This window comes from Micrococcus sp. HG099 (assembly GCF_024723355.1).
Taxonomy (GTDB): Bacteria; Actinomycetota; Actinomycetes; order Actinomycetales; family Micrococcaceae; genus Micrococcus; species Micrococcus endophyticus.
Window position 1 is genome coordinate 1 of record NZ_JANQCJ010000034.1, and the last position, 20,402, is coordinate 20,402.

At 74.6% G+C, this 20,402-nt stretch carries 22 protein-coding genes and 1 pseudogene; 14 read left to right on the forward strand and 9 right to left on the reverse strand.

The window, feature by feature from the left end; translation table 11 throughout:
- Both hflX and NWP10_RS04820 read left to right on the forward strand, forming a co-directional pair.
- Positions 1 to 1,487: GTPase HflX (hflX, locus tag NWP10_RS04815; protein WP_258300062.1), on the forward strand; the 1,487-nt coding region annotated here is incomplete at its 5' end.
- Positions 1,484 to 3,595 (forward strand): ATP-dependent DNA helicase, encoded by a 2,112-nt coding sequence (locus tag NWP10_RS04820; RefSeq protein ID WP_309137697.1) that lies wholly within the window; start codon positions 1,484 to 1,486, stop codon positions 3,593 to 3,595. The genes hflX and NWP10_RS04820, both read left to right, overlap by 4 nt.
- 81 nt (positions 3,596 to 3,676) lie before the next feature.
- Here the strand turns inward: NWP10_RS04820 and lexA are convergent, their stop codons facing one another.
- Positions 3,677 to 4,393 (reverse strand): transcriptional repressor LexA, encoded by a 717-nt coding sequence (gene lexA, locus NWP10_RS04825; RefSeq protein WP_258300063.1) that lies wholly within the window; start codon positions 4,391 to 4,393, stop codon positions 3,677 to 3,679.
- A gap of 256 nt (positions 4,394 to 4,649) precedes the next feature.
- Here lexA and NWP10_RS04830 point away from each other — a divergent pair, with 256 nt between their 5' ends.
- From NWP10_RS04830 to NWP10_RS04865, 8 genes are all read left to right on the forward strand, one after another.
- Complete coding sequence (locus NWP10_RS04830; protein ID WP_258300064.1) at positions 4,650 to 5,069, forward strand: peptidoglycan-binding protein LysM; 420 nt, start codon at positions 4,650 to 4,652, stop codon at positions 5,067 to 5,069.
- Between the two features lie 43 nt (positions 5,070 to 5,112).
- Positions 5,113 to 6,234 (forward strand): histidinol-phosphate transaminase, encoded by a 1,122-nt coding sequence (locus tag NWP10_RS04835; protein WP_258300065.1) that lies wholly within the window; start codon positions 5,113 to 5,115, stop codon positions 6,232 to 6,234.
- Positions 6,235 to 6,430: 196 nt separating this feature from the next.
- Positions 6,431 to 7,012, forward strand: a complete 582-nt coding sequence (gene hisB, locus NWP10_RS04840; RefSeq protein ID WP_184173803.1) for an imidazoleglycerol-phosphate dehydratase HisB — start codon at positions 6,431 to 6,433, stop codon at positions 7,010 to 7,012.
- A complete protein-coding gene (gene hisH, locus NWP10_RS04845; protein WP_184171742.1) occupies positions 7,012 to 7,671 on the forward strand; it encodes an imidazole glycerol phosphate synthase subunit HisH in 660 nt (219 codons plus the stop codon). The genes hisB and hisH overlap by 1 nt, the downstream gene beginning before the upstream one ends.
- A complete protein-coding gene (locus tag NWP10_RS04850; RefSeq protein ID WP_017489586.1) occupies positions 7,671 to 7,829 on the forward strand; it encodes a hypothetical protein in 159 nt (52 codons plus the stop codon). Before hisH ends, NWP10_RS04850 begins: the two co-directional genes overlap by 1 nt.
- Before the next feature lie 32 nt (positions 7,830 to 7,861).
- Entirely contained in the window at positions 7,862 to 8,653 is a 792-nt protein-coding gene (gene priA / locus NWP10_RS04855; protein WP_258300066.1) for a bifunctional 1-(5-phosphoribosyl)-5-((5-phosphoribosylamino)methylideneamino)imidazole-4-carboxamide isomerase/phosphoribosylanthranilate isomerase PriA, read from the forward strand.
- Positions 8,650 to 9,651: an SseB family protein gene (locus NWP10_RS04860; protein ID WP_258300068.1), complete on the forward strand. Its 1,002-nt coding sequence runs from the start codon at positions 8,650 to 8,652 to the stop codon at positions 9,649 to 9,651. The genes priA and NWP10_RS04860 overlap by 4 nt, the downstream gene beginning before the upstream one ends.
- Positions 9,652 to 9,778: 127 nt before the next feature.
- On the forward strand, positions 9,779 to 11,011 hold the full coding sequence (locus NWP10_RS04865; protein ID WP_258300069.1) for a trypsin-like serine protease: 1,233 nt from the start codon (positions 9,779 to 9,781) through the stop codon (positions 11,009 to 11,011).
- 94 nt (positions 11,012 to 11,105) lie between these two features.
- Here the strand turns inward: NWP10_RS04865 and NWP10_RS04870 are convergent, their stop codons facing one another.
- Genes NWP10_RS04870 through NWP10_RS04880 form a run of 3 tightly spaced genes read right to left on the reverse strand, consistent with a single transcriptional unit; the run spans position 11,106 to position 13,418 of the window.
- Positions 11,106 to 11,579, reverse strand: coding sequence for a MarR family winged helix-turn-helix transcriptional regulator (locus tag NWP10_RS04870; RefSeq protein ID WP_258300070.1), 474 nt, complete (start codon positions 11,577 to 11,579; stop codon positions 11,106 to 11,108).
- Positions 11,551 to 12,240 (reverse strand): CE1759 family FMN reductase, encoded by a 690-nt coding sequence (locus NWP10_RS04875; protein ID WP_258300071.1) that lies wholly within the window; start codon positions 12,238 to 12,240, stop codon positions 11,551 to 11,553. The genes NWP10_RS04870 and NWP10_RS04875 overlap by 29 nt, the downstream gene beginning before the upstream one ends.
- A complete protein-coding gene (locus tag NWP10_RS04880) occupies positions 12,237 to 13,418 on the reverse strand; it encodes an LLM class flavin-dependent oxidoreductase (RefSeq protein WP_258300072.1) in 1,182 nt (393 codons plus the stop codon). The genes NWP10_RS04875 and NWP10_RS04880 overlap by 4 nt, the downstream gene beginning before the upstream one ends.
- A 187-nt stretch (positions 13,419 to 13,605) precedes the next feature.
- Here NWP10_RS04880 and NWP10_RS04885 point away from each other — a divergent pair, with 187 nt between their 5' ends.
- Positions 13,606 to 14,232, forward strand: coding sequence for a hypothetical protein (locus tag NWP10_RS04885; RefSeq protein WP_258300073.1), 627 nt, complete (start codon positions 13,606 to 13,608; stop codon positions 14,230 to 14,232).
- Positions 14,229 to 14,810 carry an LURP-one-related/scramblase family protein gene (locus tag NWP10_RS04890; protein WP_258300074.1) on the forward strand — a complete coding sequence of 194 codons (582 nt, stop codon included), beginning with the start codon at positions 14,229 to 14,231 and terminating at the stop codon, positions 14,808 to 14,810. The genes NWP10_RS04885 and NWP10_RS04890 overlap by 4 nt, the downstream gene beginning before the upstream one ends.
- Positions 14,811 to 14,833: 23 nt before the next feature.
- Here NWP10_RS04890 and NWP10_RS04895 read toward each other — a convergent pair whose 3' ends face one another.
- Positions 14,834 to 15,289 (reverse strand): DUF805 domain-containing protein, encoded by a 456-nt coding sequence (locus NWP10_RS04895; RefSeq protein WP_258300075.1) that lies wholly within the window; start codon positions 15,287 to 15,289, stop codon positions 14,834 to 14,836.
- Positions 15,249 to 15,671, reverse strand: a complete 423-nt coding sequence (locus tag NWP10_RS04900) for a hypothetical protein (protein WP_258300076.1) — start codon at positions 15,669 to 15,671, stop codon at positions 15,249 to 15,251. Before NWP10_RS04900 ends, NWP10_RS04895 begins: the two co-directional genes overlap by 41 nt.
- Between NWP10_RS04900 and NWP10_RS04905 the strand changes: the two genes are divergently transcribed.
- Both NWP10_RS04905 and NWP10_RS04910 read left to right on the forward strand, forming a co-directional pair.
- On the forward strand, positions 15,648 to 17,033 hold the full coding sequence (locus NWP10_RS04905) for an MFS transporter (protein WP_375162466.1): 1,386 nt from the start codon (positions 15,648 to 15,650) through the stop codon (positions 17,031 to 17,033). The genes NWP10_RS04900 and NWP10_RS04905 overlap by 24 nt on opposite strands.
- A gap of 65 nt (positions 17,034 to 17,098) precedes the next feature.
- Positions 17,099 to 18,670 (forward strand): gamma-glutamyltransferase family protein, encoded by a 1,572-nt coding sequence (locus NWP10_RS04910; RefSeq protein ID WP_017488566.1) that lies wholly within the window; start codon positions 17,099 to 17,101, stop codon positions 18,668 to 18,670.
- Positions 18,671 to 18,752: 82 nt separating this feature from the next.
- Here the strand turns inward: NWP10_RS04910 and NWP10_RS04915 are convergent, their stop codons facing one another.
- The 3 genes and pseudogenes from NWP10_RS04915 to NWP10_RS04925 all read right to left on the reverse strand — a co-directional run.
- A complete protein-coding gene (locus tag NWP10_RS04915) occupies positions 18,753 to 19,085 on the reverse strand; it encodes a hypothetical protein (protein WP_258300078.1) in 333 nt (110 codons plus the stop codon).
- A gap of 115 nt (positions 19,086 to 19,200) precedes the next feature.
- On the reverse strand, positions 19,201 to 19,782 hold the full coding sequence (locus NWP10_RS04920; protein ID WP_258300079.1) for a dienelactone hydrolase family protein: 582 nt from the start codon (positions 19,780 to 19,782) through the stop codon (positions 19,201 to 19,203).
- 3 nt (positions 19,783 to 19,785) lie between these two features.
- Positions 19,786 to 20,402: pseudogene (locus NWP10_RS04925) on the reverse strand (cell division protein FtsK); the annotation flags it as partial.

Below are 20,402 nucleotides of genomic sequence, written 5' to 3' on the forward strand. Positions count from 1 at the left end.
ACGCGGGCCCCGCCGGGGACGCCGACGCCGGCACCCCGGACCGGACCTCTGCGCTCGCGGGCCGCGCGCTCGCCCTCGCCGAGGGCGGCGACGGCCACACCGCGGCGGACGGCGACCAGGACGAGCTCGCCGCGCGCCACTCCCTGCGGCGCGTCCAGGGCCTGTCCACCGAGCTCGAGGACATGACCGAGGTCGAGTACCGCCAGCTGCGGCTGGAGCGCGTGGTGCTGGCCGGCGTCTGGACCGAGGGCACGGCCGAGGACGCGGAGAACTCGCTGCGCGAGCTCGCCGCGCTCGCTGAGACCGCGGGCTCCGAGGTGCTCGACGGCGTCATCCAGCGCCGCGCCACCCCGGACCCGGCCACCTACCTGGGCAAGGGCAAGGCCCAGGAGCTGGCGGAGATCGTCGCGCTCTCGGGCGCGGACACCGTGGTGGTGGACTCCGAGCTCGCCCCGTCCCAGCGCCGTGCGCTCGAGGACGTGGTGCGCGTGAAGGTCATCGACCGCACCGCCCTGATCCTGGACATCTTCGCCCAGCACGCCAGCTCCCGCGAGGGCCGCGCCCAGGTGGAGCTGGCCCAGCTCGAGTACCTGCTGCCGCGCCTGCGCGGCTGGGGCGAGTCCATGTCCCGCCAGGCCGGCGGCCGCGCCGCGGGCGGCGAGGGCATCGGCTCCCGCGGCCCCGGCGAGACGAAGATCGAGCTGGACCGCCGCCGCATCCGCACGCGGATGGCGAAGCTGCGCAAGGACATCGCCGGCATGAAGCCGGCCCGCGAGGCCAAGCGCGCCAACCGGCGCCGCAACCGGGTGCCCTCGGTGGCGATTGCCGGGTACACCAACGCGGGCAAGTCCTCGCTGCTGAACCGGCTCACCCACGCCGGGGTGCTCGTGGAGAACGCCCTGTTCGCCACCCTGGACCCCACGGTGCGCAAGGCCATGACGCCGGACGGCATCGGCTACACGCTCTCGGACACGGTGGGCTTCGTGCGCAACCTGCCCACGCAGCTCGTCGAGGCGTTCCGCTCCACCCTCGAGGAGGTCGCGGACGCGGACGTCATCCTGCACGTGGTGGACGGCTCGCACCCGGACCCCGAGGGGCAGATCTCGGCCGTGCGCTCCGTGTTCGCGGAGGTGGACGCCCACCGGATCCCCGAGATCATCGTGCTGAACAAGGCGGACGCGGCCGACCCGGCCGTCGTCGCCCGCATCCGCGCGAAGGAGCCCCACACCGTGGTGGTCTCCGCCCGCACGGGCGAGGGCATCGAGGAGCTGGAGCGGGCGATCGCCGCCACCATCCCGCGGCCGGACGTCCGCCTCGAGCTGCTCATCCCGTTCACCCGGGGCGAGCTCGTCTCCCGCCTCCACTCGGAGGACGCGGAGATCCTGGCCGAGGGCTACGAGGAGGGCGGCACGCGCCTGTCCGTGCTCGTGCGCCAGGACCTGGCCCCGGAGTACGAGGACTACGTCGTGGACCCGGCGGCCTCGTGAGCGGCACGGGGTCGGAGGAGACGACGGCGGCCGGCGAGGGCGCGCAGCCGCGCACGGACCACGAGCGCGAGGCCCTCCGCCTGCTGGACGCCGCCGTCGAGGCGACCGGCGGCCAGCAGCGCGCCGGCCAGCGCGAGATGGTCCTTCAGGTGGCCCGCGCCCTCGAGTCGCGCCGCCACCTGCTGGTGCAGGCCGGCACGGGCACCGGCAAGTCCCTCGCCTACCTCATCCCCGCCCTGCAGCACGCGATGACGCAGGAGGACCCCGTCGTCGTCGCCACGGCCACGCTCGCCCTGCAGGCGCAGATCATGAAGCGGGACGCCCCCCGCCTGGTCGAGGCGCTCAAGGACGAGCTGCCGCGCGAGCCGGTCGTGGCCCTGGTGAAGGGCCGCTCCAACTACCTGTGCCGGCACAAGGTGGACGGCGGCTACCCGGGGGACGAGGGCGAGGAGGCCCTGTTCACCGTGGCGGACGATGGCGGCCTGCTCGGCTCCGCCGCCGACGGCACGGGCGGGCCGAGCTCGCTGCTGGGCAAGGAGGTCATGTACCTGCGCGCCTGGGCGGACCAGACCGAGACCGGGGACCGCGACGACCTGGACGTGCCCGTGACGGACCGGGCCTGGCGCCAGGTGTCCGTCTCAGCGATCGACTGCCTCGGCGCCTCCCGCTGCCCGATGGCCGAGGAGTGCTTCTCGGAGCGGGCCCGCGCGGACGCCGCGGACGCGGACGTGGTGGTCACCAACCACGCGATGCTCGCGATCAGCGCCTTCGAGGGGCTGGCCGTGCTGCCGGCCTACTCCGCGGTGGTGGTGGACGAGGCCCACGAGCTGCAGGACCGGGTCACCGGCGCCGTCACCGGGCAGCTGTCCGGCTCGATCGTGCACGGGGCCGCCACCTCGCTGCGCAAGCACACCACCGTGGCCGTCGAGGACCTGATGGAGGCCGGGGCGGGCCTGGACCGGGCGTTCACGGACGCGCCGTCGGGCCTGCTGGCCGCCGGGCCGGACGAGGTGCAGGAGCAGGCGCTCAACGCCGTCCTCTCCGCGGCCCGCCAGTGCCTCTCGGACCTGGGCCAGGACAAGGACAAGGAGGCCGACGCGGACGGCGGACGCCAGATGGCGCGCTCGCGGGTGCTCGAGGTGCTCGAGGTGGTGGAGCGCATGCTCGCCGCCCGCCCCGAGGCGGACTTCCCGGAGGTGCTGTGGGCCACCCGCCCCGGCCGCTTCGAGCCCGGGGTCGGGTGGCAGCCCGGGGACGAGTCGGACCCGCCGCAGCTCTTCGTGGCCCCCATCTCCGTGGCGGCCAAGCTGCGCGAGGGCCTGTTCGGCAAGGCCACCACCGTGCTCACCTCGGCCACCCTGACGGTGGGCGCGGGGGAGCGGCGCTTCGACTCGGTGGCCGGCGACGTCGGCCTCGCCGGCCCGGACGCGCCCCGCTTCGAGGCGCTCGACGTCGGCAGCCCCTTCGACTACCCGCGCCAGGGCGTGCTCTACGTGGCCCGGCACCTGCCCCGCCCCGGGCGCACGGCCTCGCCGGAGTCCTTGGACGAGCTCGAGGCCCTGCTGCGCGCCTCCGGCGGCGGGGCCCTGGGTTTGTTCTCCTCGCGCCGGGCCGCCGAGGACGCGGCCGCCGAGATGCGCCGCCGGCTCGGCCCCAAGGCCACCGTGCTGTGCCAGGGCGACGCCACGCTCTCGGCCCTCGTGCGCCAGTTCGCCGAGGAGCCGGACACGTCCCTGTTCGGGACCATGAGCCTGTGGCAGGGCGTGGATGTGCCCGGGAACTCGCTGCGGCTCGTGGTGATCGACCGCATCCCGTTCCCACGGCCGGACGACCCGCTCTCCCAGGCTCGCACCCGGGACGTGGCACGCCACGGAGGCAACGGGTTCATGCGGATCTCGGCCACGCACGCGGCCGTGCGGATGGCCCAGGGCGCCGGGCGCCTGGTGCGCTCGGTGCACGATCGCGGCGTGGTCGCGGTGCTGGACTCGCGCCTGGCCACGGAGCGGTACGGCGGCTACATCACGAGTGCCCTGCCGGACTTCTGGCGCACCACGGACCGCGCGGTGGTCCTGGGCGTCCTCGGCCGGCTGGCCGAGACGGAGTCCTGACCGCGCCCGGACGACGACGGCTCCGGTGCGCGGCCGGGGTCGGCCGCGGACCGGAGCCGCGTGCGGGGGAGGGGCGGCCCGTCAGAGGGCGCGCAGGACCGTCACCACGCGGCCCATCACGGTGGCGTGGTCGCCGAGGATGGGCTCGTAGGCGGTGTTCTGCGGCAGCAGCCACGTGTGCCCGTCGCGGCGGCGGAAGGTCTTGACCGTGGCCTCGTCGTCGAGCAGCGCGGCCACGATGTCCCCGTTCTCCGCGGTCTCCTGGCGACGCACCACCACCCAGTCGCCGTCGCAGATGGCGGCGTCCACCATGGAGTCGCCGGTCACGCGCAGCATGAACAGCTCGCCCTCGCCGGTCAGGCGCCGGGGGACCGCAATGACGTCCTCCACCTGCTGCTCGGCGAGCACGGGCCCGCCGGCCGCGATGCGGCCGACCCACGGGACGGGCACGGTGTCCGCGTCCTCCGCCCCCGTGTGCCAGGCCGGGATGGCCGGCAGTCCCGACGGCGCGGCGGCGGCGGGCGGTGCGGCCTCGCCCAGCGGCGTGCCGTCCACGTCCAGCAGCACCTCGAGGGCGCGCGGGCGCCCCGGATCGCGGCGGATGTAGCCGTGCTGCTCGAGGCGGCCGAGCTGGTGGGTGACGGAGGAGAGGGAGGCCAGACCGGCGGCGTCGCCGATCTCGCGCATGGACGGCGGGTAGCCGTGCTCGGCGATCGCGTCCCGGATGGTCTGCACGATCCGGCGCTGGCGGTCGGTGAGCGGCGCGGGCGACGCCGGCTGCTCGTCGGTGGTGGCCATGGCTGGCGTCCGTTTCTCCCGGGGGTCGATGGTGGCCGGCCTCGTGCTCCGGCGTCCGGCGGCCGGCCGTCCGCTTACCGTGTCCGCCCCCGCTGGTTGCCTGTCCTTGATGGCGGGCTCACGAGGCGGCGCCGGCGCGTCCGTGCGTCGCCTCGAGCCTAGAGGAGAGCCCCGTCGCATTCAAAGATATGTTCGATCCGGGCGTGGCGTGTCTCGAACACGTGTGCTAGAAATGGGTTCGAACGGAATCGAACAGATGTTCGATCACGCCACGGGGCGCAAGCCCTCAGAGGAGGACACCATGACGCTCATGACCGCACAGTTCGCCGGTTCGCCCGCGGCCGCGCGGCGGCGTCCGGCCGCCATCCGCCTGACCCGCCGCGGCCGGCTGCTGCTGCGCGGGATCCCCGTGATGGCCGCCGCCGCGGCGGCCACCCTGGCCGTGGCCTTCCTGCTGGGCGTGCTGCTGTCCCCGGCCGCCGTCTCCGCGGACACCGCGGCGCCGGCCACGCAGACCGTCACCGTGATGCCCGGAGACAGCCTCTGGACCATCGCCACCACAATCGCGCCCGAGGAGGACGTGTACGAGGTGATCGCGGCCATCGACGAGCTCAACGGCCTGGAGGGCCGCGCCCCGGCCCTCGGCGAGGAGCTCTTCATCCCGGCCACGCGGTGACGCACGGCGGGGCCGGCGTCGGGCCCTTCCTAGACTGGCGGGCATGACCGACCTCAGCTCCCTGCCCCTGCGCGAGAACCTCCGCGGCCTGAGCCCCTACGGCGCCCCCCAGCTGGACGTGCCGCACATGCTCAACACCAACGAGAACACGCATCCGGTGCCGCAGGAGGTCGCCACGGCCATCGCCGAGCGGGTGGCCGCCGTGGCCGGCGGGCTCAACCGGTACCCGGACCGGGAGTTCACGGCGCTGCGCCGCGCCCTGGCCCGCTACCTCGGCCACGGACTCACCGAGGACCACGTGTGGGCCGCGAACGGGTCGAACGAGATCCTCCAGCAGATCCTCCAGGCGTTCGGCGGGCCCGGGCGGACGCTGCTGAGCTTCCTGCCGTCCTACTCCATGTACCCGCTGCTGGCCGGCGGCACGGACACCGCGTTCGTCGACGGCGGGCGCGCCGCCGACCACACCCTCAGCGCCGAGCGCGCCGCCGCCATGGTCCGCGAGCACCGCCCGCACGTGGTGTTCCTCGCCTCGCCGAACAACCCCACGGGCACCGCCCTGGACCTGGCCACCATCGAGGCCGTCTACGCGGCCCAGGCCGAGAACGAGGCCGCCGGCGGACCCGGGGCCATGATCGTGGTGGACGAGGCCTACGCCGAGTTCGCCCTCGCCGGCACCCGCTCCGCGCTCACCCTGCTGCCCGGCCGCGAGCGGCTGATCGTCACCCGCACCATGTCCAAGGCGTTCGCGCTCGCCGGCGCACGCGTGGGCTACCTCGCCGCCGATCCCGCCGTCGCGGACGCGCTGCGCCTCGTGCGCCTGCCCTACCACCTCTCCGCCGTCACCCAGGCCACCGCGGAGGCGGCCCTGGACCACGTGGACGCCCTGCTGGAGACCGTGGAGGACATCAAGGGCCAGCGCGACCGGATCGTGGCGACCCTGCGCGAGCTGGGGCTGGAGCCCTCCGTCTCGGACTCGAACTTCGTGTTCTTCGGCCACCTGGAGGACGCGGCGGACGTGTGGCGCCGCCTGCTCAAGCGCGGCGTGCTCGTGCGGGACGTGGGCATCCCGCACCACCTGCGCGTCACGGCCGGCACCGAGGAGGAGACCACCGCCTTCCTCGAGGCGCTCGCGGCCGTCCTGGCCGAGACCGGGCACCGCCGCTGACCCCGGGCCGGGCGTCACCCGTGCTCGGGCGTCCGCCCGCCTCCCTAGGATGGAGGCAGAGCGCGCGGCGCCCCCGGCCCCGGCCGTCGTCGTCCACCCGCACCCCCCCCCCCCGCCCGCACCGCCGCCCGCCGGTGCGCCCCAGCCCCGAGGAGGACCCGTGGCAGCCGAGCTGATCTCCGGACGGCGTGCGCGCATGACGCGCACCACCAGCGAGTCGGACGTGCACGTCGAGATGGACCTGGACGGCACCGGCCGCGCCGAGATCTCCACCTCCGTGCCGTTCTACGACCACATGCTCACGGCCCTGGCCCGGCACTCGCAGATCGACCTCACCGTGCGCGCCACGGGGGACACCCACATCGACGTCCACCACACCGTGGAGGACGTGGCCATCACCCTCGGCGAGGTGCTCAAGACCGCCCTCGGGGACAAGTCCGGCATCCGCCGCTTCGGCGAGGCCTCCGTCCCGCTGGACGAGGCGCTCGCCCGCGCCGTCGTGGACGTCTCCGGGCGCCCCTACCTCGTCCACGAGGGCGAGCCCGAGGGTCAGCAGTACCACCTGATCGGCGGCCACTTCACCGGGTCCATGACCCGCCACGTGTTCGAGTCGATCACCTACCACGCGGCCATCTGCCTGCACATGGACGTGGTGCGCGGCCGTGACCCGCACCACATCGTCGAGGCGCAGTTCAAGGCCTTCGCCCGCGCCCTGCGCGCCGCCGTGGAGGACGACCCCCGCATGAGCGGCGTGCCCTCCACCAAGGGCGCCCTCTGATGGCCCGCCCCACCTCCGTCCCCGGCGTGCGCCCGAGCGTGGCGGTGCTGGACTACGGCTCCGGCAACGTCCACTCGGCGGTGCGCGCCCTGGAGCGTGCCGGCGCGGCCGTCGAGCTCACCCGCGACCCGGAGGCCGTGCAGTCCGCGGACGGCCTGCTGGTGCCCGGCGTCGGCGCGTTCGCCTCCGTGATGCGCGCCCTCACCGAGGTCGGCGGCACCCGCTGGATCGGGCGCCGCGTGGCCGGCGGCCGCCCGGTGCTCGGCATCTGCGTGGGCCACCAGATCCTGTTCGACGCCGGCGTGGAGCACGGCGAGCGGGCCGAGGGCATGGGGGAGTGGCCCGGCGTCGTCGAGGCCCTGCCCGCCGAGGTCCTGCCGCACATGGGGTGGAACACCGTCCGCCCGCCCGAGGGCAGCGCCCTCTTCTCCGGCATCGAGGACGAGCGGTTCTACTTCGTGCACTCCTACGGCGTGCTGCGCTGGGAGTTCGACCAGACCATCTCCGCGATGCGCCCGCCGCAGGTCACGTGGGCCCACCACGGGGCCGACTTCGTGGCCGCCGTGGAGAACGGGCCGCTCTCCGCCACCCAGTTCCACCCGGAGAAGTCGGGCGACGCCGGACTGCAGCTGCTGCGCAACTGGCTGGAGACCCTCTGATGCCCTACTGGTCCGTCCTCTACCTCGCCCTCGGCGGCCTGCTGCTCGGGGCCGCCTGGTCCATGCGCACGCAGAAGGCGCCGCTGTGGGCCATCGTGATCGTCCTGGTGCTGGCCGGCATGGCCATCGCCGCGTCCTTCCTGACCGTCGCGCGCTGAGCCCGACGGCCTCCCCGTCCCGAGAGGAACCCATGACCCCGAACCCCGCCGCCCCCGCGCTCGAGCTGCTGCCCGCCGTCGACGTCCAGGACGGCCAGGCCGTCCGCCTCGTCCAGGGCGAGGCCGGCTCGGCCACCTCGTACGGCGACCCGCTGACCGCGGCCCTCGACTGGCAGCGCGCCGGCGCCGAGTGGATCCACCTGGTGGACCTGGACGCCGCCTTCGGCCGCGGGGACAACCGCGCGGTCATGCGCCGCGTTGTGGAGGAGATCGGCGTGAAGATCGAGCTCTCCGGCGGCATCCGCGACGACGCGTCCCTGGAGAACGCCCTGGAGATGGGCGCCGCCCGCGTGAACCTCGGCACCGCCGCCCTGGAGGACCCGGCCTGGACCGCCCGCGTGATCGAGCGCTTCGGCGACAAGGTGGCCGTGGGCCTGGACGTGCGCGGCACCACCCTGGCCGCCCGCGGCTGGACCCAGGAGGGCGGCGACCTCTGGGAGGTGCTGGCACGCCTCGAGGACGCCGGCTGCTCCCGCTACGTGGTCACGGACGTGACCAAGGACGGCACCCTCAAGGGCCCGAACACCGAGCTGCTGGGACAGGTGTGCGCCCGCACGGACAAGCCCGTGGTCGCCTCCGGCGGCATCTCCTCCCTCGAGGACGTCGCCGCGCTCGCGGCCATGACCGGCCAGGGCGTCGAGGGCGCCATCATGGGCAAGGCCCTCTACGCAGGCCGCTTCAGCCTGGAACAGGCGCTCGCCGTGGCCGGCGGCGCCACCGTGGAGCAGGCCCGCGCCGAGCAGCCCGGGCCGGTGGCCGAGTGACCCACGGGCACGACGACGGCGCCCCGGCGGGCGCGGCCGGCGCCGGTCCGATCGAGGAGACCGTCGCCGTGCCGCGGCCGGACTCGCGCGAGCTGCCCGGCCACATCCGGGCCGCCCTGGACCGCATGCGCGAGAAGACCGCGGGGTCGAACACGGCCGACACCGCGGGCGTGCCCTGGGAGGGTCGGGACCTCTCGGGCCCCGGCGTGGACGGCTCCGCGAACCCGCTGCACGTGTTCGACGAGGACGACGGCACGAGTCCGGAGGAGTGGGCCCGCGTGATGGCGGCCCTCACCACGGGCGCCGCGGGCGAGGCCGAGGTGACGGACGTGCTCTCGCGCATCCGCGTGTTCGCCGCCGTCGTGCCGACCCTCGCCGTGGACGAGGACGACGTGCACGACCACGCGGACCATTCCGGCCACGCGCACGACGTCGCCGCGCACGGGGACAAGGCCGCGGACGTGGCCCTCGTGACCATGCGCGCCCCGGACGGGCGGCAGGCCCTGCCCGTGTTCACCTCCGTGCCGGCGCTGACGGCGTGGAACCCGATCGCCCGGCCGGTGGCCGTGTGGATGCCGCGCGCCTGCCTCTCCGCCGTGGACGAGGGCTGCGAGCTCGTGGTGGTGGACGCCGGGGCGGAGCACACCTACGCGGTGCGCCGCCCGGCCGTGTGGGCGCTGGCCCAGCAGAAGCCCTGGACGCCCTCCTACCGGGACCAGGAGATCGCGGACGAGATCGCCCAGGTGGCGGACCTCGTGCCGCACCTGCTGAACCTGGGCCTGGCCCCGGGCTCCGGCGTGGCGACGCACACCGGCTCCGGCGCGGTGATGAGCGGCGGCGGGGCCGGCCCCGAGCTGCAGATCGTGGCCATGCCGGCCCGGGACGCCGACGCCGCCGGGGTGCGGCTCATGGCGGCGACGCTCAAGACGCTGCTGGCCGACCTGCCGCTGCTGGCCGAGCGGGCGGACTCCGTGGAGATCACGGTCCGCCGTCCATGACGGGCCCGGTGGCCGATCCGCTACCGTAGAAGGGGAGGGGTGGGCCGACCGCGGCCTCGCCCCGTCCTCGACGGCCGCGCGCCCCCCGCCGGGCCGTCGACTCCCTTGCTCTCTCGAGGAGAACCCCATGAGAACCAGAACCTTGACCGGCGTCGCCACCGCGGCGCTGGGCGCGGTGGTGGTGGCCGGAGCCGGCCCCGCCCTCGCGCAGACCGTGATCACGCAGGGCTCGGCGCTGGCCGCGCCGGCCGGTGCGTGCAGCCTCACCATCGTGGACGACGCCACCGCGTACACCGCCGCCCACTGCGGCGCGGGCCAGTGGCAGGTCGGCTCCCCGGTGCTCGACGCCGAGGGCGCGCAGATCGGCACCGTGTCCGGCCTGCCCGGCACCTCCGGCGTGGACGTGGTGCGCGTGGCCCTGGCCGAGGACGTCGAGGTCGTCGGCGAGTGGAGCACCCGGCCGGCCGCCTCCGTGGAGGTCGGCGAGACCGTGTTCACCCACGGCTCGTCCGTGCCGCTGGGCGCGCCCAACAGCCTGTCCCACACCCAGACGTTCGACGCCGCCACGGTGTGCGACGACGCCTACTCGGACCAGATGGCCCTGGACGTCGCCTCCACCTACCCGGGCGACTCCGGCGGCGCCGTGTACGACGCGCAGCAGCGCGTGGTCGGCGTCATCTCCGGCGTGGCCCCGGTGACCTTCGACGAGGAGGGCAACGTGGTGGGCTGCGACGCCCAGTCCCTGTCCTCCATCATGGTCCCGGTCGAGTCCCTCGACGCCGTGGGCCAGGAGACGGCCGCACCGGCCGCCGTCGAGCCCGCCGTGGCCGAGGCCCCGGCCACCGAGGTCACCGAGACCCCGGCGATCGCCGACGTCGCCGGCCCCGTGGCCGACGAGGACCTGCCCACCGGCGGCGAGCCCGCCGTGGACGAGTCCGAGCTGACCGAGTTCACGCCCGCCGAGGAGGAGGCCATCCGCGCCGAGCTCATCGAGCGCGCCGAGGCCGAGGCCGCCGCCGAGGCGCCGGCCGAGCAGCCCGCCGCCGAGGCCCCCGTGGCCGAGGCCGTCGCGGCCGGCACCGAGGACGTCGTGGCCGCGCCCGCCGAGGGCGTCGCCTACGGCACCCAGGTGATGGCTGAGACCTCCCAGGGCGGCTTCGCGTCCGTCACCGTCACCGCCTACGACGCCGACGGCACCGTCCTCGGCGTGGACGGCCTGGACCTGACCGGCGAGTACCGCGCCTGGATGCCCGTCCCGGCCGAGGTGCCCGCGGGCGGCTCCGTGGTGGTCACCGTGGTGGACGCCGCCGGCGACGCCACCGACACCCAGGTCACCCTGGGCGGCCAGCTGATCGGCTGACCCGCCCCGCGCGCCGCGACGGCGCGCACGCCACGAGGCCCGGTGACCCCGCGAGGGGGTCACCGGGCCTCACGGCGTCCGGGGGAGGGCCGCCTCAGCAGAGCCCTTCGAGCCGGCCGCCGAGCCGGGTGAAGATCCGCTCCAGCGTCTCGGCCTCGCCGGGCTCGAGGTGGCTCAGGAACAGCTCGTCGACCTGCCGGGCGTGGCCGGCGGCGGCGCGGCGGAACGCGGTGCGCCCCTCGTCCGTGAGGACGGCCTCGAAGCCGCGGCGGTCGCATTCGGCCGCGCGCCGCTCGATCAGGCCGCGCGCCACGAGGGTCTTCACCTGGTAGGTGATGCGGGAGGGGGAGAACACCATGCCGGAGGCGAGCTCGCCCATCCGCAGCCGGCCCTCGGGGGCCTCGTAGAGCAGCAGCAGGAGGTTGTAGTCGGCCAGGGACATGCCGCTGTCCTTCTTCAGGCCGCGCTCGAGCAGCTCCGAGAGCATCTGCGTGGCCTCGAAGTAGGCGCGCCAGGCGTGGCGGGCGGTCTCGCTCGGCTCAGGCGTCGGGGTTGAGGAGCTGTTCAAAGGGGGTCACCTCCAGGTCGAGGGTCTCGGGCGCGGCGGCGCGGGCCCGGGGCGGGCGGTTGAGAAGGATCTCGGCGAGGTCGCGTCCGGCGGCCCGGATGCGGCTGCGCAGGGGGTCGGTCCTGGTGGAGGCCTGCGCGCCGTCGGCCTCGCCCCAGTCGTCCGAGGCCGCGAAGACGGCGGTCGGCACGATCCGGGACTTGAGGTAGGCGAACAGGGGGCGCAGGGCGGTGTCGATCATGAGCGAGTGGCGGACGGTGCCGCCGGTGGCCCCGAGCAGCACCGGCACGCCGATCAGCGACTCGTCGTCCACCAGGTCCCAGAAGGACTTGAACAGCCCCGAGTAGGAGGCCTTGAAGGTGGGCGAGACGGCGATGACCGCGTCCGCCTGCTGCACCTCGTCGAGGGCGGCGCGCAGGGCCGGGCTCACGGCGAACGTGACCATGGCCTGGGCGATGTCCGTGGCGAGCTCCCGCAGGGTGATCAGGTGGATCTCGGGGACCACGCCGTGCTCGGAGAGGGCGGCCGAGGCGGCCTCGGCCATCCGCTCGGCGAGCATGCGGGTCTGCGAGGGGTCCCCGGACCCGCCGGAGACCACGGCGACGTGCCGGGCCTGCGGCGTGAACGGGTCGGTGGCCTCGAAGGCGCCCTGGCCGATCATGCGCCCTCACCGGCCTTCACGGCGGCGCGCTTCTCGGCGGCCGCGGCGCGGTCGATCTGGGCCTGCGAGCCCTCCTTGCCGCCGGGCACGGGGGCCTCCCCGCGGCGGGCGCGCTCCACGAGGAACTCGTGGGTCGGGGCCTCGGGGACGTCGTCGGGCTTGAGCGCGGCGAACTCCTGGCGCAGCACCGGCAGCACCTCCTCGCCGAAGATGTCGATCTGCTTGAGGACGGTGTCCGTGGGCAGGCCGGCGTGGTCGATGAGGAACATCTGGCGCTGGTAGTCGCCCACCCAGTCGCGGAAGCCCAGGGTGCGCTCGATGACCTGCTGCGGGGAGCCGACGGTCAGCGGGGTCATGGAGGAGAACTGCTCCAGGGACGGGCCGTGGCCGTACACCGGGGCGTTGTCGAAGTACGGACGGAACTCCTTGACGGCGTCCTGGGAGTTCTTGGCCATGTAGGCCTGGCCGCCGAGGGCCACGTAGGCCTGATGGGCCTTGCCGTGGCCGTAGTACTCGTAGCGCTGCCGGTACAGGCGCACCATCTGGATGACGTGCTCCTTGTTCCAGAAGATGTTGTTGTGGAAGAAGCCGTCGCCGTAGTAGGCGGCCTGCTCGGCGATCTCGGCGGAGCGGATGGAGCCGTGCCACACGAAGGGGGCGACGCCGTCCAGCGGCTGGGGGGTGAGGGTGAAGTTCTGCAGCGGGGAGCGGAACTTGCCGCTCCAGTCCACGGTCTCCTCGTGCCAGAGGCGGTAGAGGAGGTTGTAGTTCTCCACGGCCAGTGGGATGCCCTGGCGGATGTCCTTGCCGAACCAGGGGTAGACGGGGCCGGTGTTGCCGCGGCCCATGGTCAGGTCCACGCGGCCGTCGGCCAGGTGCTGCAGGTAGGAGTAGTCCTCGGCCAGGCGCACCGGGTCCATGGTGGTGATGAGCGTGGTGGCGGTGGAGAGCTGGAGGTCCGTGGTCATGGCGGCCAGGTAGGCCAGCAGCGTGGGCGGGTTGCCCGGGGCCACGAACGGCGGGTTGTGGTGCTGGCCGGTGGCGAACACCTCGAAGCCCGCCTGCTCGGCGTGCTGGGCGATGCGCACGGTGTCCTTGATGCGCTGGTGCTCGGTGGGGGTGGTGCCGGTCGTGGGATCCTGGGTGACGTCACCGATGGTGAAGACGCCGAACTGCATGGTGCGCTCCTTCCGCCGCCCGCGAGGCGGGGTCGTCGGCGGCGGTCCGGGAGCCGTCGCCAATTCCTTCAAAAGTGAACTATACAGGACAACGCGCCGGGACGTCCCGGCGTTCCCTCCGGCGCGGCCGTCCACAGGCCGCGGCGGCTCCTCCCGTCGCACGCCCGCATCGGGCACGATGGGCGGCATGGGAGAGGGGATCCTGAGCGACCGCCTGCGGGCGGCGCCGACACTGCACGTGCGAGTGATCCGGACGCCGGGCGCGGACTTCGCCGCGGAGGTGACGGACGACGACGGCACGCGGCTCGCGCTCGCGGCCACTGTCCACCCGGTGGCGGACTGGCGGGGCGCCGGCCACGCCGTGGAGCTCGTCTGCGCGGACACCGGGCGGCCGATGATCACCGTGCTGGACCGGGCCGACCTCGGACTGGGGGCGGGCGAGGTCCTCGACGACGGCGCCCTGCCGCTGGGCGTCGTGCGGCCGTGGGACACCGGATTCCATGCCGCCGCCCGGGTGGAGGCCGCCGACGGGGCGGAGTTCGAGCTCCAGGACGATTGGAACTCGGCCGTGGTCCGGATCATGCACCACGGCCGCGTCGTGGGCCTGCTGGCCCCGGCGGCCGCCGTCCCGTGGCGCAGCCGGCTCCCGGGCGGACCGACGCCGGAGCCCGTCACGCTCCGGTGGGAGCGGCTCGACCGCGACGGCAGGGCCGGGCAGGGCGACGGCGCGGACCCGGGCGCCGGCCCGTGGGGCCCCGCCGGGGACGCCGCCGCGCGCGAACTCGTGGCGCTGCCGGGCAGACTGATGCCATGAACACCGCCTTCGACGCCGGCCGCCTGGGCCGCACGGACGTCCTCACCCTGCAGCAGGTCACGAGCTTCATGTCCAACGACATGCAGGTCACCGGCCCCGACGGGCAGACGGTGGCCACCGTGCTCACCACCGGCGGCGGACTGGGACGGATGCTGCTGGGCAGCCGCACCTTCGACGTCGTGGACGGCGAGGACGGCCGCGTGCTGTTCCGCCTCGCCGACCCGGCCACCTTCGGCCGCGACCGCTACGCGATCGTGGACGCGGACGGGCTGCCCCTGGCCAACCTGGTCCGGGAGTTCGCGCTCTTCCGCACCTCCGTGAGCGTCGAGGTGGTGGACGGCACCCGCTTCGCCGTGGCCGGCAACCTCTGGGACCACGACTACACGATGACCGTGGGGCAGGCGCCCATCGCCCGGGCGACGGCGACCTTTGGCGGCTTCATGAACGCGCTGGCCGGGCGCTCGCGGTACGAGCTGCGGCTGGACCCGGGCATGCCCCCGGTGGTGCGCTGTGCCGTGCTCGGCACGGCCATCGCGCTGGACCTCATCCGCGCCAAGGACCGGCGCCGCAACAACTGAGGCCGGCGACGCCGGCCGCGATCTCACGGGAATCGGCGGCCGGTGGGCTGGATCAGCAGGCAGAACAGCACCAGGCTCCCCAGCCCCGGCACGAATGCGAGCAGCGTCCACGCGACGTGGAACCCCGCGTCGCGCAGTCGGCGGGCGGTGAGCGCCAGCGTGGGCAGCACGTGCGCCAGCGCCAGGGCGTTGCTCACCCACTGGAACGCCGCCGTCGCCGCGGGCACGTCCGGGTGCCGCGAGAAGGCGGGCTCGGCGGAGAACAGGGGGGCGCCCAGCCACCCCGCCCCGCCCAGGTGCCCGGTGGCCCCCAGCTGGTAGAACACGAACTGCATCAGGCAGGAAGCCAGGAGCAGCCACGCCATCACCTGGAAGAACGCGAGGCGTCCGGTGCGGCCCCGTCCCGTCCACGGCGGGGCCCTGAGGTCGATGCGGAGGTCAGCAGTCAGGATGCCGCGGGACGTCCGTGAGTCGGGCATCGCCGCGGCGGAAGCGCCGCGTGACCCACAGCCGCAGGATGGCGGCGGCCTGGTCCGTGGTCCAGCCTCCGCCCTGGGGCGGCTCGAACCCCTCCACCCAGCCGTCCGCGGTGGACAGCTCGGCCGTCTCTCGGAGCACGGCCGCCAGCACGCTCCAGTCCTCGATGACCTGCGGGCCGGCCAGCGGCGTATCGCGGCTGTCCGTGTCGTAGCAGTACCACTCCTCCGCGCTCGGCTCGGCGAGGGCGGCCGTGACCGCGTCCCCGTCCGCAGCGGGCGCCCGCGCCCGGGCGGGGCCCCACGGCGTGCCCGGCTCGCATAGAGTTCTCCGGTGGACTTCGGAGCGTACGGACGGCTGTTGCAGGACTCTCGGATCCGCCATCTGCTGGCGGTGGGGTTCATCGCCCGCTTCCCGCACACGGCGGCCGGGGTGATCCTCACCCTGCACGTGGCGCTCACCCTGGGCCTCGGCTACGGCCAGGCCGGACTGGCTGCGGCGGCCATGACGCTGGGCATCGCTGTAGGCTCCCCGTGGCGCGGGCGCGTGGTGGACGCCAAGGGCCTGCGCCGGGCACTGCTGCCCTCCGTCATCGCGGAGGCGCTGATCTGGCCGCTCGTGCCGTGGCTGCCGTTCTGGCTCATGCTCGTGGCCGTGTTCCTGGGCGGCGTGTTCGCCCTGCCTATCTTCTCCGTGGTCCGTCAGGGGCTCGGGGTGCTCACGCACGGCCGGGACCGGCAGACCGCCTTCGCCCTGGACTCGATCATCACCGAGACGATCTTCATGGTGGGCCCCGCGCTCGGCGCGGTGGTGGCGGCCACGTGGTCCAGCGCGCTGGGCCTGACCATCGTCGGCCTGTCCAGCGCGCTCGGCGGGATCCTGCTGATGTGGTTCAACCCGCCCACGCGCTCGAGCCAGCTCGCCGTCGTCGGACCACAGGCCGCGGACCCGTACACCGAAGCCGAGGACCGCGAGGAGGCGGTCGCGCAGTCGGTGACCGCCGCCCCCATGCACGTGGAGATGGCCGCCCCGAGCCTGGCCACGGGCGCCCTGCCGGTGATCACGGAGGCCATCCCGATCGTCACCGGCGCGCTGCCGGTGATCAGGGCGGACGGCTCCGGGCCGGCCGGCGCTCCGCCCCGCCTCACCCGTGCCGAGCGGCTGCGGCTGTGGCGGGCCCGGCACTTCTCCTGGCTCGGGGCTGAGGCGCTCGGCGTGCTCGTCGTGTCCATGGCCGCGGGCATCGTCATGGTGGGCACGGAGGTGGCGATCGTGGCGGAGCTCGAGTCCCAGGGCGAGGCGGCCTCGGTGGGCCTGGTCTACGCCTTCTGGTGCGGCGCCTCCGCGCTGGGCGGGCTGTTCTACGGGGCGTGGGGCCGGCAGGTGCACCCGTACCTGCTGATGGCGCTGTTCGCGGTGTTCACGCTGCCGATGGCCGTGGTGGACGGGCTGTGGCCGCTGGCGCTGGCCTCGATCCCGTCCGGCCTGCTGGTGGCGCCCACGCTGGCCTCGGCGTCCTCCCGGCTGTCACACCTGGTTGCCGAGGAGCGGCGCGGGGAGGCGATGGGCTTCTACGGCTCGGCCATGACCGCCGGCGCCGCGATGGGTGCGCCGCTGTCCGGCGTGTTCATCGACGCGATCGACCCGGCCGCCGGCTACCTCTTCGCCGCCCTGACGGGGGCGGTGCTGGTGGTGTTGGCGGCGCTGGCCACCCTGGCCCGACGACGGCGCACGGCCGGGGCCTGAGCGCGGCGCCGGCGCGGGTAGGGTGCGCAGGATCCGCCGTCCCCACCCATCCCAGGAGCCCGAGCATGGACCGCTATCCCACGCGCCGCAGCGTCGTCTACGGGGACGACGTCGTCGCCTCCTCCTCCCCGCTGGCCGCCACCGCGGCCCTGGACGTGCTGCGCGAAGGCGGCACCGCGGCCGACGCGGCGGTGGCCGCCGCGATGTGCTCCACCGTCACGGAGCCCACGAACAACGGGATCGGCGGCGACCTGCTCGCCCTCGTGTGGGACGGCGGGCGCGTGCACGCGCTCAACGCCTCGGGACGCAGCCCGCGCGCGTGGACGCCCGAACGCTTCGCCCGGCACGACGAGATGCCCCGGCGGGGCTGGGACTCCGTGACGGTGCCCGGGGCGGTCTCCGGGTGGCGCGCCCTCTCGGACCGCTTCGGCGCCCTGGACTTCGAACGGCTCGGCGCCGCCGCCGTGGAGCACGCCGAGCGCGGCTGGATCGTGCCCCCGATCGTGGCGCAGGACTGGGCCCGCGCCGGTGCGCTCCTCGGGGAGCTGCCCGAGTTCGCCGCCGCCTTCCTGCCCGACGGCGCCGCCCCGGCCGAGGGGCAGCGGGTGCGCTTCCCGGACCACGCGGCCACGCTGCGCGAGATCCTCGCGACGGGCGGGGAGAGCTTCTACACGGGGGCGCTCGCGGAGCGGATCGTGGCCCACGCCCGTGCGGGCGGCGGCGCCCTGAGCGCCGAGGACCTGGCCGCGCACGAGGTGGACTGGGCGGAGCCGGTCGCGGCGACCTGGGGCGGGCACGAGCTCTACGAGATCCCGCCGAACAGCCAGGGCCTGGCGGCCTCGATCGCCGCGGCCGTCCTCGAGGTGCTCGGGGCCGAGCGGCTGGACCCGGACTCCGCGGACGCGGTGCACCTGCAGGTGGAGGCCATGAAGCAGGCGCTCGCGGTGCTGCACGCTGAGGTGGCGGACCCGGCGTGGATGGGCCGCGATGCGCGGGCCCTGCTGGCGCCGGAGCACATCGGCGCCCTGGCCGCGCGGGTGGACCCGGAGCGGGCCGGCGCCGCCGTCTCGGCCCCGCCCACGGCGGGCGGCACCATCTACCTCAGTGTGGGGGACCGCTCCGGGATGATGGTCTCCCTCATCCAGTCCAACTACTACGGGTTCGGCTCGGGGCTCGTGGTGCCGGGCACCGGCATCGCCCTGCACGACCGGGGCGCGGGGTTCTCACTCGTGCCCGGGCACCCGAACGAGGTGGGCGGCGGCAAGCGTCCACTGAACACGATCATCCCCGGCTTCCTCACCGCGGGAGGCGAGCCGGTGGCGGCATTCGGGGTGATGGGCGGGCCCATGCAGCCGCAAGGCCACGTCCAGGTGATGCATCGGCTGCTGGTCGGGCAGGACGTGCAGAGCGCGCTGGACGCGCCGCGGTGGTTCGTGGAGGGCTCGGGCGAGCTGAAGCTGGAGGTGGGATGGGGCGGCGACGTCGCCCGCCGGCTCGGCGACCTCGGCCACCCGGTGACGCGCACGGGACCGGGGGACCGCACGTACGGCGGCGGCCAGGTGGTGCGCCGGCTGCCCGGCGGCGGCTACGCGGGCGGCTCCGATCCCCGCAAGGACGGCCACGCGGTGGCGCGCTGAGGGGCGCATTCCGGCGTGGTGGCAATCGGGGTTCCGTCAGAGGTCACACGGCGACGGGACGCACCTCATCCGAGACGAGGACTCAGCGATAGAAGTAGCGAGTCGTGCTGGAGCCGCGGTTGTCGCTGACGATCAGTCGCACGCTCCTGCCCTCGTAGAACCCGTTCTGGGACCGTAGCGTGAAGCAGTGGAGACGGGTGTCCGAGTACAGCGCGCTGATACGGGTATACCACCGACCGTCGATCTTGATCTGGACGCTCAACCGGGCCTGGGCGGTGCGATTCGTCCACTTCTGATAGCACACCTGATTGGCCGAGTCCGAATAGGAATAGTAGGTGTTGGTCCGAGCGTCATAGGTCCTGGGAATGGAGCTGGCCTGCGCGGGGGCGGCGGCGAGCTTGTGACGGATCTTCATGGTTCCCCTCCGATGGATCATCGTGCGACTCACAGTCGAGTCACAGTCAGTGTGCGCTCACCTCCGTCGGGCCACAACCCCCTGGTCAGCGCGTCGCGCGGGCCCGCCCCCGCGCTCAGGCCAGCAGCTCGTGGATGCGGCGGACCAGCACCTCGGTGAGGGCGGGGTCATGGCCGTCCGTGGAGGAGTCCATGAAGAGGTGGGTGTCGGTGTCGTACTCGAAGAGGACGGCGGGCTTGTCCGGGTCCTCCTCGGTGGCGGCCACGGAGCGGGCCAGGGGCAGGTCCTCGTCCATCACCCAGGGGTCCCGCGCGGCCAGGTGCACCTGCAGCGCCGTGTGGGGCTGCCACAGCGGGGCGAACGCGTCGAGCGGCACGATGGCCGCGATGTCGATGCACGCGCGGAACGCGGGGACGGCCTGGGCCGCCTTGTGCGCGGCCACCACGCCCATGGAGATGCCGGCGACGACGGAGGCCTGGGGGTGCTGCGCGGCGGCGCGCATGCCGCGCTCGGCGATGACGTCGAAGCCGCCGAGCGACTCGACGTGGGCGATGCCCTCCTCCACGTCCGTGAACAGGGCGCCGTCGTAGAGGTCCGGGGTGTGCACGGTGTGGCCGCCGGCCTCGATCTGTGAGGCGAGGGCCCGGACGCCGTCGGTGAGGCCGAGGGCGTGGTGGAAGAGGAGGATCTGTGCCATGCCTCACAGCGTAGACGCGGCGTCCACGGCGCCCGAGCGGTGCGCGCCGGGTGACGCGAGCTGGCACGGCAGCCCGGGCTCCGGGACGTCCGGACTGACGTGCACGGCCCGCCCGGGCAGCGGCTCCACCTCGACCAGGCGAGGCCAGACCAGGCGGTGCTCGGCGCTCGTGCCCGCGGGCACGTAGAACCGGTGGGGCAGGTGCAGCAGCAGCCGGGACGTAGCCAGCTCGCGCCCGCCGAACGCCGCCACGCGCAGCCCGGCTGCCTCGCGCTCGCCGAGCCATCCCTGGGTGTCCTCCTCGAGGGTGCGGTAGGACTCGCCGAGCCGCAGCCCCGCCCACGCCGTCCAGCCCGTGAGGACCGCCGTGCCGCCCGCCGCCGCGAGCTCCCGCAGGCACGCGGCCGCACGCTCGCCCGCGTCCTCCTCGTCCGGGCGGATCAGCTGCACCCCCTCGGGCACCGGGAGGGCCGCGGCCTCCCCGGTCCCGTCCAACACGACGACGGGCGCCCCGCCGCGGACCGCGACCTCGAGCACGGCGGCGAGCGCCTCGGCCCGCCCGCCCGCGGGCTCCACGATCCAGGCGGCCCGGCCCTGGGCGTCGGCGACGAGGAGGCGCG

Bases quoted from the DNA above. Each gene is read 5' to 3' on its own strand.
- lexA (WP_258300063.1), bottom strand. From the start codon at position 4,393: ATGGCCACCACCGACGAGCAGCCGGCGTCGCCCGCGCCGCTCACCGAC.
- NWP10_RS04830 (WP_258300064.1), top strand. From the start codon at position 4,650: ATGTTCGATCACGCCACGGGGCGCAAGCCCTCAGAGGAGGACACCATG.
- NWP10_RS04835 (WP_258300065.1), top strand. From the start codon at position 5,113: ATGACCGACCTCAGCTCCCTGCCCCTGCGCGAGAACCTCCGCGGCCTG.
- hisB (WP_184173803.1), top strand. From the start codon at position 6,431: ATGACGCGCACCACCAGCGAGTCGGACGTGCACGTCGAGATGGACCTG.
- hisH (WP_184171742.1), top strand. From the start codon at position 7,012: ATGGCCCGCCCCACCTCCGTCCCCGGCGTGCGCCCGAGCGTGGCGGTG.
- NWP10_RS04850 (WP_017489586.1), top strand. From the start codon at position 7,671: ATGCCCTACTGGTCCGTCCTCTACCTCGCCCTCGGCGGCCTGCTGCTC.
- priA (WP_258300066.1), top strand. From the start codon at position 7,862: ATGACCCCGAACCCCGCCGCCCCCGCGCTCGAGCTGCTGCCCGCCGTC.
- NWP10_RS04865 (WP_258300069.1), top strand. From the start codon at position 9,779: ATGAGAACCAGAACCTTGACCGGCGTCGCCACCGCGGCGCTGGGCGCG.
- NWP10_RS04875 (WP_258300071.1), bottom strand. From the start codon at position 12,240: ATGATCGGCCAGGGCGCCTTCGAGGCCACCGACCCGTTCACGCCGCAG.
- NWP10_RS04880 (WP_258300072.1), bottom strand. From the start codon at position 13,418: ATGCAGTTCGGCGTCTTCACCATCGGTGACGTCACCCAGGATCCCACG.
- NWP10_RS04885 (WP_258300073.1), top strand. From the start codon at position 13,606: ATGGGAGAGGGGATCCTGAGCGACCGCCTGCGGGCGGCGCCGACACTG.
- NWP10_RS04890 (WP_258300074.1), top strand. From the start codon at position 14,229: ATGAACACCGCCTTCGACGCCGGCCGCCTGGGCCGCACGGACGTCCTC.
- NWP10_RS04895 (WP_258300075.1), bottom strand. From the start codon at position 15,289: ATGCCCGACTCACGGACGTCCCGCGGCATCCTGACTGCTGACCTCCGC.
- NWP10_RS04900 (WP_258300076.1), bottom strand. From the start codon at position 15,671: ATGGCGGATCCGAGAGTCCTGCAACAGCCGTCCGTACGCTCCGAAGTC.
- NWP10_RS04910 (WP_017488566.1), top strand. From the start codon at position 17,099: ATGGACCGCTATCCCACGCGCCGCAGCGTCGTCTACGGGGACGACGTC.
- NWP10_RS04915 (WP_258300078.1), bottom strand. From the start codon at position 19,085: ATGAAGATCCGTCACAAGCTCGCCGCCGCCCCCGCGCAGGCCAGCTCC.
- NWP10_RS04920 (WP_258300079.1), bottom strand. From the start codon at position 19,782: ATGGCACAGATCCTCCTCTTCCACCACGCCCTCGGCCTCACCGACGGC.